The organism is Streptomyces sp. NPDC047043 (assembly GCF_040644055.1).
GTDB lineage: Bacteria > Actinomycetota > Actinomycetes > Streptomycetales > Streptomycetaceae > Streptomyces.
In genome coordinates this window covers 20,366-33,403 of the sequence record NZ_JBEYVO010000040.1, presented here as the reverse complement: position 1 = coordinate 33,403, position 13,038 = coordinate 20,366, and the positions used below count along the sequence as shown (strand labels likewise).

Here is a 13,038-nt window from a genome sequence, read left to right as displayed (position 1 = left end):
GCACACACGCACACCTGACCCCATGACCCCGTACGCACCAAGGACGCCATGAGCCAGCAGCACTCCGCCATCGCCCCGGCACCGAACTCCGCCAAAGCCAAGCGCAGCGACTGGTGGCGGGACGCGGTGATCTACCAGGTCTATCCGCGCAGCTTCGCCGACAGCAACGGCGACGGCATGGGCGACCTGGAAGGCGTACGCTCCCGACTCCCCTACCTGCGCGACCTCGGCGTGGACGCCGTGTGGCTCAGCCCCTTCTACGCCTCCCCGCAGGCCGACGCCGGCTACGACGTCGCCGACTACCGGGCCGTGGACCCCATGTTCGGCAACCTCCTGGACGCCGACGCACTGATCCGCGACGCCCGCGAACTCGGCCTGAGGATCATCGTCGACCTGGTCCCCAACCACTCCTCCGACCAGCACGAGTGGTTCAAGCGGGCACTGCGCGAAGGCCCCGGCTCGCCCCTGCGCGACCGCTACCACTTCCGCCCCGGCAAGGGTGAGCACGGCGAACTCCCGCCCAACGACTGGGAGTCGATCTTCGGCGGCCCGGCGTGGACACGGGTGACCGAACCCGACGGCACACCGGGGGAGTGGTACCTGCACCTCTTCGCCCCCGAGCAGCCCGACCTCAACTGGGAACACCCCGCCGTCGGCGACGAGTTCCGCTCCATCCTGCGCTTCTGGCTCGACATGGGCGTCGACGGCTTCCGCATCGACGTCGCCCACGGCCTGGTCAAGGCGGAGGGCCTGCCCGACCTCGGCTCCCACGAGCAACTCAAGCTCCTGGGCAACGATGTCATGCCGTTCTTCGACCAGGACGGCGTGCACGAGATCTACCGCCAGTGGCGGCTGATCCTCGACGAGTACCCCGGCGAGCGCATCTTCGTCGCCGAGGCATGGACGCCCACGGTCGAGCGCACCGCCAACTACGTCCGCCCCGACGAGCTCCACCAGGCCTTCAACTTCCAGTACCTGTCGACCGATTGGGACGCGAAGGAGCTCCGCAAGGTCGTCGACCGCACCCTGGACGCGATGCGCCCGGTCGGCGCCCCCGCCACCTGGGTCCTCTCCAACCACGACGTCACCCGCCACGCCACCCGCTTCGCCAACGCACCCGGCCTCGGCACCCAGATCCGCCTGGCCGGCGACCGCGCACTGGGCCTGCGCCGGGCCCGCGCCGCCACCCTCCTGATGCTGGCGCTGCCCGGCTCGGCGTACGTCTACCAGGGCGAGGAACTCGGCCTCCCCGACGTCGTCGACCTCGCGGACGAGGTCCGCCAGGACCCCGCGTACTTCCGCGGCGCCGGCCAGGACGGCTTCCGCGACGGCTGCCGGGTCCCGATCCCGTGGACCCGGACGGGATCCTCGTACGGCTTCGGCGACGGCGGCAGCTGGCTCCCGCAGCCCGAAGGCTGGGGCGAGCTGAGCATCGAGGCGCAGACCGGCGTGCCCGGCTCGACCCTCGAGCTGTACCGCGCCGCGCTCGCCGTCCGCCGCGAACAGCCCGACCTCGGCGCGGGCGACTCCGTGGAGTGGCTGCGCGCCCCCGAGGGCGTACTCGCCTTCCGCCGCGGGGAGTTCGTGTGCGTCGCGAACACCAGCGGCGAGTCGGTGACGACTCCGGCGTACGGGCGCGTCCTGCTCACGAGCGGCGAGGTGACCGAGGCGGAGGGCGAGGCGAAGGTGCCGGCGGACACGACGGTGTGGTTCACGACCGCCTGACCCGACTGCCCGGCGTCTGACGGCGTCTCTGAAAGTTCTTGCATCAACTTCACACGGCCCGCTGCCTTTTCAGGCAGCGGGCCTTTAACATCTCCGTCACCGCAAGTTTGCTGAAAGATTGCAGCAAGAGCCTTCAACGGTGAAGGAGCCCCCACATGGCACGCAGAACCCTCTCGGCCACCGTCGCCCTCGCGGCCGCCGCCCTTGTCATGAACCCGACCCTCGCGCACGCCTCCCCGCCCGGCACCAAGGACGTCACCGCCGTCCTCTTCGAGTGGAACTTCGCCTCCGTCGCCAAGGAGTGCACCAACACCCTCGGCCCCGCCGGCTACGGCTACGTCCAGGTCAGCCCACCCGCCGAGCACATACAGGGCTCGCAGTGGTGGACCTCGTACCAGCCGGTGAGCTACAAGATCGCGGGCCGGCTCGGCGACCGTACGGCCTTCCAGAACATGGTGAACACCTGCCACGCGGCCGGAGTGAAGGTCGTCGTCGACACGGTCGTCAACCACATGTCCGCGGGCAGCGGCACCGGAACCGGCGGATCGTCGTACACGAAGTACAACTACCCGGGCCTGTACTCCTCCTACGACTTCGACGACTGCACGTCCCTGGTCAACAACTACAGCGACCGCTGGAACGTCCAGCACTGCGAACTGGTCGGCCTCGCCGACCTCGACACGGGCGAGGACTACGTCCGCAAGACCATCGCCGGGTACATGAACGACCTGCTCACCCTCGGCGTCGACGGCTTCCGCATCGACGCGGCCAAGCACATCGACACCGCCGACCTCGCCAACATCAAGTCCCGGCTGAGCAACCCGTCGGTGTACTGGAAGCAGGAGGTCATCTACGGCAGCGGAGAGGCCGTCCAGCCCACCGAGTACACGGGCAACGGCGACGTCCAGGAGTTCCGCTACGCCTACGACCTCAAGCGCGTCTTCAACAACGAGAACCTCGCCTACCTGAAGAACTACGGCGAGGGCTGGGGCTACATGAGCAGCTCGGTCGCCGGCGTCTTCGTCGACAACCACGACACCGAGCGCAACGGCTCCACCCTCAACTACAAGGACGGGGCGAACTACACCCTCGCCAACGTCTTCATGCTCGCCTACCCCTACGGCGCCCCGGACATCAACTCCGGCTACGAATGGTCCGACTCGGACGCCGGACCGCCCAACAACGGCTCCGTGACCGCCTGTTGGCAGGACGGCTGGAAGTGCCAGCACGCCTGGCCGGAGATCATCCGCATGGTCGCCTTCCGCAACGCCACGCGCGGCGAGGCGGTGACCAACTGGTGGGACAACGGGGGCGACGCCATCGGCTTCGGCCGCGGCAGCAAGGGCTACGTGGCCATCAACCACGAGTCGAGCAGCCTGAGCCGGACGTACCAGACCTCGCTGCCCGCGGGGACGTACTGCAACGTTCAGAACAACACGAGCGTGACGGTGAACAGTTTGGGTCAGTTCACGGCCACCCTCGGCTCCAATACGGCGCTCGCGATCTACGCGGGCAAGTCGAGCTGCTAAGTCGTCTGTTGCGGTGCGTGAGGGATTGACGGTTACGGAACGCTGTCCGTCTTTCCCTCCTGCCATTCAATAAGTCGCCCCACGGTTACTCCGAGGGGCGACTGTATGCAAAGAACGAGAAGGTTCCCCCTGCTGGGACGGTATGAGCGCGGGGTAGGGAACCAGGCGGCGTGAGGATTCGAACCGTCGTGTGATCGCAAGGTTTGCGAACGCGTTTGCTCATGGAGTGCACAGTTTCGGTTGGATGTGATCTTTGGGGCTAGGGGCGGATCGCGGGCTCATACGGTGATCGACATGAAGCTCCGGTACAACGTTCGTGTGTACCCGAGCGCTTCTCAGCGAGGCATTCTGGCGAGGGCGTTCGGGTGTGCCCGCGTCGTGTGGAACGACGCCCTTCGACTCCGTCGTGATGCCTATGCGCAGGGACTGCTGCGCCCGACGGCGGCTGAGCTGTCGAAGCAGGTCATCACCGAGGCTAAGAAGACTCCGGAACGGGCGTGGCTCGGCGAGGTGTCCGCCGTCGTGCTCCAGCAGTCGCTGCGTGATCTGGAGACCGCGTACAACAACTTCTTCGCTTCGAGGAACGGCACCCGCAAGGGCCCGAAGACGGGGCCGCCGAAGGCGAAGAAGAAGACCGCACGACAGTCGATCCGGTTCACCGCGAACGCCCGTTGGTCCATCACGAAGAGCGGAAGGCTGCGGCTGCCGAAGATCGGCGACCTCGAGGTGCGCTGGTCACGCGAGCTGCCCGGACCACCGTCGTCGTTGACGATCATCAAGGATCCTGCCGGCCGGTATTTCGCCTCGTTCGTGGTGGAGGTGGAGGACAAGCCACTGCCCGAGCTGGACGTGGAGGAGACAGACACCGGGATCGACCTGGGCCTGGCCTGCTATGCCGTGCTGCGCGGCCGGAAGATCGCTTCCCCGAGGTTTTTCCGTCGCGAGGAGCGCAAGCTCAGAAGAGCTCAGCGGGCCGTGTCCCGTAAGCAGAAAGGATCAAACAACCGACGCAAGGCCAAGCAGACCGTCGCGAAGATCCACGCCCGCATCGCTGACCGGCGACGCGACTTCATCGAGCAGGAGACAACCCGCATTGTCCGCGAGAGCCAAGCGGTCTATGTGGAGGACCTGAACGTGAAGGGCATGGCCACCCGCGGAGGCAGGCTCGGTAAGAGCGTCCATGACCAATCCCTCGGCAGGTTTGTCCGCACCTTGGAGGCCAAGTGCGCCAGGTACGGACGGACCTTCGTCAGGATCGACCGGTGGTTCCCCTCCACTCAGCTGTGCTCCCATCCCGGGTGCGGGTGCCTTACCGGTCCCAAGGGCCGCGAGCAGCTGTACGTTCGCGTATGGACCTGCAAGGAATGCGGAACCCGGCACGACCGCGACGAGAACGCCGAAGCCAACTTACGCGCCGCTGGACGGAAACGTGTTGCTGAGATGCGGCATGAGGCGGAGCGCCAAAACGCCTGTGGAGAGCACGTCAGACCTCGCATGTCGAGGCAGCGCTCGCTGAAGCAGGAACCCACCCGAAGTCCCGTTGCTGCACGCGGCGGGGCAGGCGGGAATTGCCCACGGGCACGTGGGTGAGGACGTCAAGTGTACTGGTACGGCGCCTCGACGATCGCGACCCGAGGCCTGACCCAGATGGACGGCGACGATTTCCACGTCTCCAAGCGCCTGTGGGCGATGGCCAATTGCAGCCGCTTCATCCGCCCCGGCGTCACCCGCACGGCACCACGACGGGTGACTCGAACCTCAAGCTGTCCGCGTTCCGCAACCCTGACGACACGGTAACCGTCGTAGCGCTCAACGCGTCCACCAGCGCCAACCCGGTGACCTTCAGCTTGCAGAACAAGGGGATCACCAACGGGACGGCGCCCCGTATCTGACGGGCGGCGCGCACAGCACGGCGCAACAGCCGGTCGTGGCGGTCGGCGGGGGTTCGCTGACCGCCACGGCTCCGGCTCGGTCTCTGGTCACCTACACGGTCAGGCGATAGGGCCGGCTCACTTCCAGGTGTCACTCGTTGAGTATCCGGACGAACTGCCCGTCGCGTACGAGCGGTTCGTCCCGGACTCCCAGGTCACGTTCCCGGAGCTGTCCTTCTTGATGTACTTGTACGTGAAGGCCGTACTCTTCGGGACGATCACCACCTTGCTCCACGTCGGATACGACTCCGACGACAGCGGGATCGCGTCGCTCGTGTTCCAGGAGCCGAGGGAGGCGATCGAGCCCACGACGTAGACGTTGGTGCCCCAGTCGGTCGTCGCGTATTCGTTGAAGGTGACGTCGGTGGCGTCCGCGTTCGCCACGTTCCAGGAGTTGTTCAGGGAGATCGCCGAAGTGGTCGTTGTCGCCGACCTGTTGGCGTTGGACTCCCAGGTGACATTTCCGGACGAGTCCTTCTTGACGTACTTGTAGGTGAACGACGTGTTGATCGGCACGCTCACCTCGCCCGACCAGATCGGGTAACCGGACGACGAAAGCTGGATCGCCTTCGACGTGTCCCAGCTGCCCAGCGCCGAGATCGAGCCGACGACGTACACGTTCGTGCCGCTCGTCGTGGACGCGTACTCGTTGAAGGTCGCGCTCACCGTCGAGCCGGACGAGCCGCCGCCCGTGTCGTCGCAGCCCACCGTGCAGGTGTACGACGAGTTGTAGAAGGCGACCGCGCCCTTCGCCGGGATGGTGATCGACGCGCTGCCGCCGGAGACGGTGACCTTCGTAGTGCCGCCGTCGATCACGTTGCTGTACGTGCCGTCGGCCATGCCCGTCGTGAAGGTGTAAGTCGCCGACGAGGAGCCGTTGTTGAGCGCGAAGAAGCCCGCGCCCGAGCGCCCGAAGCCGATCACGCTCGACGACTTGGTCTGCCAGTTGGAGACCGCCGCCGTGTCGACCGCGTTGTGCCAGGCCACCATGCCGACGACCGCCGTGTCGCGGTCCAGGCAGTACCACGAGCCGCTGGAGCAGTCCGTGTTCGTCACGAAGCCGGAGGAGTTCGGCGGGGCCTGGTCGCTCTGGGTCCACTCCCAGCTGGCGTAGACCGTCGGCGTCGCCCACTTGTAGGCGAGCTGGAAGAGGTTGGCGAGCTTGTAGGTGTCGCCGTCCTTGTAGGACATGTGCAGGCCGTTGCGTTCGGTGTCGTGGTTGGTCACGAAGGACACCGAGTTGGCGGCCGGCAGGATGCCGGACGACGACAGGGACTCCAGGTCGCTCACGTTCCCCTGGAACGCCGACTTCATCTTGCTCGCGTACGTGAAGTCGAGGACGTCGCCGGAGGAGTAGTAGTCCGACGGCTGCGGGGTCGAGCCGGGGTAGATCTCCTGGAAGACGTACGGCGCCGTCCCGGACGTCGTGTTCGTCAGCTTCGACTCGATCGCCGCGAGGTCGGTCTCGGGGATGTGCTTGGCCGCGTCGACCCGGAAGCCGTCCACGCCGAGGGCGAGTTGGGAGTTCAGGAAGTTCGCGATACCCGCGCGTACCGTGTCCGAGCCGGTCTTCAGGTCGGGCAGGCCGAGGAGTTCGCAGTTCTGGACCTGGGTGAGGTTCGAGTAGTCCTGGATGGTCAGGTCGGAGGTGGGGCAGGAGGACGAGTCGTGGTAGTCGGCGCGGTCCCACTCCGGGGTGTCGTACTTGTTGGTGACCGTCGTGCCGTTGTAGCCGGTGCCGGTCTGCGCGGCGGTGTGGTTGATCACCGCGTCCGTGTAGACCTTGACGCCAGCGTTGTGGCAGCTGGTGATCATCGACGCGAACTTCGCCGCCGTACCGAAGCGGCTGTTCAGGTCGTAGGAGTACGGCTGGTAGACGTCCCACCAGTAGTACGACGACTGCTTGAGGGACTCGGCGGGGGGCGCCACCTGCACGGCGCCGTAGCCTGCCGGGCCCAGCACATTGGTGCACTCAGAGGCGATGGAGTCCCAGTTCCACTCCCACAGGTTGGCTATGACATCGCCCTTGGCGGTGGTGTCCGCGTGCGCGGAGGTGACGGGCAGCGCCACGGCGCCCGCGAGCGCCAATGCCCCGGCGGCCACGGCGCCGGCCGTGCGCCGGAGGGCACCCGGGGGTCGGTGTCTGATCATGTGCGGCTCCGATGAAAGGTGTTTGGGTTTCAACCAGTGCTCAACCAGTGGTGAGAGTGGGGCCGTTGGGGAGGCGCGTCAAGGTTGCTCGTGAAAGTTCTTGCTATGAGTTTCAAGTCTCTTGCTGTAAACCTTGCGTTAGCGATACGGTCGCGCGGGGTCGGACCCAGAGAGCCGTAATCGCAAGGAGTTCCCGCCTGTGATACCGAGATGGCCGGCGCCCCGGACGCGCCGAACCGCCCATGCCAGACGGGTCGCGGCCGTCACCGTCGCCGCGCTCGCCGCAGCCCTCGTGCAGCCGCTCGCGGCCCACGCGGACACCCCGCCCGCGCCGCCCTCCGACGCGACACTCGCCGCCGCGCCCGCGCGGCACGACGACACCCGCGATCAGTTCTACTTCGTCATGCCGGACCGTTTCGCCAACGGCGACACCGCCAACGACAAGGGCGGACTGACGGGTTCACGCCTGTCCACCGGCTACGACCCCACCGACAAGGGCTTCTACCAGGGCGGCGACCTCAAGGGCCTGACGAAGAAGCTCGACTACATCAAGGGCCTGGGCACCACCGCCATCTGGATGGCCCCGATCTTCAAGAACCGTCCCGTGCAGGGGACGGGGAGCAACGCCTCGGCCGGCTACCACGGTTACTGGATCACGGACTTCACCCAGGTCGACCCGCACTTCGGGACGAACAAGGACCTCGAGACCCTCATCTCCAAGGCGCACGCCAAGGGCATGAAGGTCTTCTTCGACGTCATCACCAACCACACCGCCGATGTCGTCGACTACGAGGAGAAGTCCTACGACTACCTCTCCAAGGGCGCCTTCCCGTATCTGACCAAGGACGGGCAGCCCTTCGACGACGCGGACTACGCGGACGGCGGCAAGAAGTTCCCGGCCGTCGACGCCGACTCCTTCCCGCGCACCCCGACCGTCGCCGCCGCGGACAAGAACGCCAAGGTCCCCGCCTGGCTCAACGACCCGACGATGTACCACAACCGCGGCGACTCCACCTTCGCCGGTGAGAACTCCACCTACGGCGACTTCGGCGGCCTGGACGACCTGTGGACCGAGCGTCCCGAGGTCGTCACCGGCATGCAGAAGATCTACGAGCGCTGGGTGCGCGACTTCGGCATCGACGGCTTCCGGATCGACACCGTGAAACACGTCGACATGGACTTCTGGACCCAGTGGGCGACCGCCCTCGACGCGTACGCGGCCAAGCAGGGGCGCAAGAACTTCTTCATGTTCGGCGAGGTCTACTCCGCAGACACGTCCATCACCTCGCCGTACGTCACCCAGGGCCGCCTCGACGCCACCCTCGACTTCCCCTTCCAGGACGCCGCCCGCACCTACGCCTCCCAGGGCGGCAGCGCACAGAAGCTGGCCTCGGTCTTCGGCGACGACTACAAGTACACGACCGACAAGGCCAACGCCTACGAGCAGGTCACCTTCACCGGCAACCACGACATGGGCCGCATCGGGTACTTCCTGAAGCAGGACAACCCCAAGGCCACGGACGCCGAGCTGCTGGCCAAGGACGAACTCGCCAACGAGCTGATGTTCCTCAGCCGCGGCAACCCGGTCGTCTACTACGGTGACGAGCAGGGCTTCACCGGCTCCGGCGGCGACAAGGACGCCCGCCAGACGATGTTCGCCTCGAAGGTCGCCGACTACCTCGACGACGACGAGATCGGCACCGACCGCACGCACGCCGGCGACTCGTACGACACAACTGCCCCGCTCTACAAGCAGATCGCCGCTCTCGGCAAGCTGCGCAAGGACAACCCGGCCCTGACGGACGGGGTGCAGACGCAGCGGTACGCGGCCGACGGCTCCGGCGTCTACGCCTTCTCGCGCACCGACGCCAAGACCGGCCAGGAGTACGTCGTCGCCTTCAACAACGCCGGCGACGACAAGACCGCCACCTTCGCGACCGGCTCCGCGAACATGAAGTTCCGCGGGATCTACGGCACTTCGGCCGACGTCACCTCCGACGCCGACAAGAAGGTCACGCTCACCGTCCCGGCCGGGTCCGCCGTCGTCCTCAAGGCGGCCGGCAGGCTCGCCAAGCCGGCCACCGCACCGACGCTCACCCTCAAGGCCCCCGACGCGGGAGCCACCGGCACGGTCGAGCTGTCGGCCGACGTCGACGGCGGTCAGCTCAACCGCGTCGTCTTCGCCGCCCAGGTCGGAGGCGGCAAGTGGAAGACGCTCGGCTCCGCCGACCACGCCCCGTACAAGGTCACGCAGGCCATCGGCAAGGACGTGCCGTCAGGAACCGCCCTGCGCTACAAGGCAGTTGTCATCGACTCCGCCGGACGCACGTCGAGCGCGACCGCGCAGAGCACCACCGGCACCCCGCCCGCCGAGGAGATCCCCACCGCCTCCTCCCGCGACTACGCGATCGTCCACTACAAGCGCACCGACGGCGACTACGACAAGTGGGGCCTGTACGCCTGGGGCGACCTCGCCGACGGCGAGTCCACCACCTGGCCGGCCGGGCACCCCTTCACCGGCCGTGACGCCTACGGCGCCTTCGCCTACGTCAAGCTGAAGCCGGGCGCCTCCAGCGTCGGCTTCCTGGTCGTCGACAAGGACGGCAACAAGGACGTCTCCGCCGACCGCACCATCGACGTCACCAAGACCGGCGAGGTCTGGATCGAGCAGGGCAAGGACGCCGTACAGACCACGCGGCCCGACTACCCGGCGCAGGACAAGGCCAAGGCGGTCATCCACTACCACCGTGCCGACGGGAACTACGACGGCTGGGGACTGCACGTCTGGACCGGTGCCGCGAACCCCACCGACTGGTCGAACCCGCTGAAGCCGGTGAAGACTGACGCCTATGGCGCGGTCTTCGAGGTGCCGCTGGGCGACGGTGCCACCAGCCTCAGCTACATCATCCACAAGGGCGACGAGAAGGACCTGCCGGCCGACCAGTCGCTCGATCTCAAGGCCGACGGCTACGAGGTGTGGCTGTTGAACGGCCAGGAGAAGTACCTGCTGCCCCAGCCCGCGGGCTCGGCCGCCGCGCTCGACCTGACCACCTCCAAGGCGATCTGGATCGACCGCGACACCGTCGCCTGGAACGGCTCCGACGCCGCCGCCTCCACCCAGCTGCTCTACTCCCACGACGGCTCGATCGCCGTGAAGGACGGGACGCTCACCAGCGACGACGAGCGCTGGCTGCGGCTGGACAAGGCGACGCTCACCGACGCCCAGAAGGCCAAGTTCCCCTATCTGAAGGACTACACGGCCTGGTCCGTCGACCCGCGCGACCGTGACCGTGTGCGCGAGGCCCTCGACGGCCAGCTCGTCGCCTCCCAACGAGCCGCGAACGGGGCCGTGTTGGCGGCGACCGGCGTGCAGATCGCGGGCGTGCTCGACGACCTGTACGCCGACGCCACCAAGTCCGCACTCGGCCCCACGTTCCACAACGGCCGTCCCACACTGGCCGTTTGGGCGCCCACGGCGCAGAGCGTGTCGCTCGAACTCGACGATGCCGTGAAGCCGATGCACCGGAACGACGCCACCGGCGTCTGGTCCGTCACCGGCCCCGGATCCTGGAAGAACAAGCCCTACCGGTACGTCGTCAAGGTGTGGGCGCCGAGCGTCCGCAAGGTCGTCACCAACAAGGTCACCGACCCCTACTCGGTCGCCCTCACCGCGAACTCCGAGCGCAGTCTCGTCGTCGACCTCAACGACAAGTCCCTTGCCCCCAGCGGCTGGTCGGGCTACGCCAAGCCCAAGGCCGTACCGCTGAAGGACGCGCAGATCCAGGAGCTGCACGTCCGGGACTTCTCGGTCGAGGACAAGAGCACCCCCGCCGCGCACCGCGGCACCTACCTCGCCTTCACCGACAAGGGCAGCGACGGCTCGAAGCACCTGCGTGCGCTCGCCGAGTCCGGCACGTCGTACGTCCATCTGCTGCCCGCGTTCGACATCGCCACCATCCCCGAGAAGAAGGCGGACCAGGCGACCACCGACTGCGACCTCGCCTCCTACCCGGCGGATTCCGACAAGCAGCAGGAGTGCGTCGGGAAGATCGCCGCGAAGGACGCCTACAACTGGGGCTACGACCCGTACCACTACACGGTCCCCGAGGGCTCCTACGCGACCGACCCGGACGGCACCGGCCGTACCGTCGAGTTCCGCAGGATGGTCAAGTCGCTGAACGAGGACGGCCTGCGGGTCGTCATGGACGTCGTCTACAACCACACGGCAGCCGCCGGGCAGGCGGACACCAGCGTCCTCGACAAGGTCGTGCCCGGCTACTACCAGCGGCTGCTCGCGGACGGCTCGGTCGCCAACAGCACCTGCTGCGCCAACACGGCCACCGAGAACGCGATGATGGGCAAGCTGGTCGTCGACTCCGTGGTCACCTGGGCCAAGGAGTACAAGGTCGACGGCTTCCGCTTCGACCTCATGGGACACCAGCCCAAGGCCAACATCCTCGCCGTCCGCAAGGCCCTCGACGCACTGACCCTCGCGAAGGACGGCGTCGACGGCAAGAAGATCATCATGTACGGGGAGGGCTGGAACTTCGGCGAGGTCGCCGACGACGCACGCTTCGTGCAGGCCACGCAGAAGAACATGGCCGGAACCGGCATCGCCACCTTCTCCGACCGGGCCCGCGACGCCGTGCGCGGCGGCAGCCCCTTCGACTCCGACCCCGGCGTCCAGGGCTTCGCCTCCGGCCTGTACACCGACCCCAACTCCTCGACCGCCAACGGCACTTCGGCCGAACAGAAGGCCCGGCTCCTGCACTACCAGGACCTCATCAAGGTCGGTCTGTCCGGCAACCTCGCCAAGTACCGCTTCACCGACACCGACGGCAAGGAGGTCACCGGCGCCGGTGTCGACTACAACGGGCAGCCCGCCGGATACGCGGACGCACCCGGCGACGCCCTCGCCTACGTCGACGCGCACGACAACGAGTCGCTGTTCGACGCCCTCACCTACAAGCTGCCCAAGGACACCTCCGCCGCCGACCGGGCCCGGATGCAGGTCCTGGCGATGGCGACGGCCACCCTCTCGCAGGGCCCGGCGCTCTCCCAGGCCGGCACCGACCTGCTCCGCTCCAAGTCCCTGGACCGCAACTCCTTCGACAGCGGCGACTGGTTCAACGCGATCCACTGGACCTGCACGGACGGCAACGGCTTCGGCCGCGGACTGCCGATGGCGGCCGACAACGAGTCCAAGTGGTCGTACGCGAAGCCCCTGTTGAGCACGGTGAAGGTGGGCTGCTCGCAGATCCAGGGCGCCTCGGCCGCGTACCAGGATCTCCTGAAGATCCGAACGACGGACAGCGTCTTCTCGCTCGGCACGGCCGACCAGGTGCAGTCGAAGCTCTCCTTCCCGCTGTCCGGGAAGGACGAGACGCCCGGCGTGATCACCATGGAACTCGGTGACCTCGTCGTCGTCTTCAACGCCACCCCGCAGAAGCAGGAGCAGCGGATCGGCGCCCTCGCCGGAACCGGCTACCGGCTGCACCCGGTGCAGTCGGCGGGCGCGGACCCTATCGTCAAGACGTCTTCCTATGAGCGGGAATCGGGCACGTTCGCCGTTCCGGGGCGCACTGTTGCGATATTCTCCCGGATCTACTGATACGGGCATACCTTTGGTGGGGCAGACCTCGGAACCGAGGTCTGCCCCACCGGTGTTGTCCAAGGGAACCGGCGTCGGCCGAGAGCTGGAA

Annotated in this window: 6 protein-coding genes; 5 read left to right on the top strand and 1 reads right to left on the bottom strand. The window is 67.1% G+C overall.

Features of this window, described 5'->3' with window-relative positions; translation table 11 throughout:
- The first annotated feature begins 48 nt into the window (after positions 1-48).
- The 4 genes from ABZ880_RS45080 to ABZ880_RS45065 all read left to right on the top strand — a co-directional run bounded on the left by ABZ880_RS45080 (position 49) and on the right by ABZ880_RS45065 (position 5,146).
- Positions 49-1,725, top strand: a complete 1,677-nt coding sequence (locus ABZ880_RS45080) for a glycoside hydrolase family 13 protein (RefSeq protein WP_361276394.1) — start codon at positions 49-51, stop codon at positions 1,723-1,725.
- A 155-nt stretch (positions 1,726-1,880) separates the two neighbouring features.
- Entirely contained in the window at positions 1,881-3,254 is a 1,374-nt protein-coding gene (locus ABZ880_RS45075; RefSeq protein WP_361276391.1) for an alpha-amylase family protein, read from the top strand.
- Positions 3,255-3,548: 294 nt separating this feature from the next.
- Complete coding sequence (locus ABZ880_RS45070) at positions 3,549-4,844, top strand: RNA-guided endonuclease TnpB family protein (protein WP_361276388.1); 1,296 nt, start codon at positions 3,549-3,551, stop codon at positions 4,842-4,844.
- A gap of 107 nt (positions 4,845-4,951) precedes the next feature.
- Entirely contained in the window at positions 4,952-5,146 is a 195-nt protein-coding gene (locus tag ABZ880_RS45065) for a glycoside hydrolase family 30 beta sandwich domain-containing protein (RefSeq protein WP_361276386.1), read from the top strand.
- A 117-nt stretch (positions 5,147-5,263) separates the two neighbouring features.
- On the opposite strand, the gene ABZ880_RS45060 is transcribed toward ABZ880_RS45065, so the two are convergent.
- Positions 5,264-7,336: a carbohydrate-binding module family 20 domain-containing protein gene (locus ABZ880_RS45060; RefSeq protein ID WP_361276382.1), complete on the bottom strand. Its 2,073-nt coding sequence runs from the start codon at positions 7,334-7,336 to the stop codon at positions 5,264-5,266.
- A gap of 199 nt (positions 7,337-7,535) precedes the next feature.
- Here ABZ880_RS45060 and pulA point away from each other — a divergent pair, with 199 nt between their 5' ends.
- A complete protein-coding gene (gene pulA / locus ABZ880_RS45055; RefSeq protein WP_361276380.1) occupies positions 7,536-12,947 on the top strand; it encodes a pullulanase-type alpha-1,6-glucosidase in 5,412 nt (1,803 codons plus the stop codon).
- The last annotated feature ends 91 nt before the right edge of the window (positions 12,948-13,038 follow it).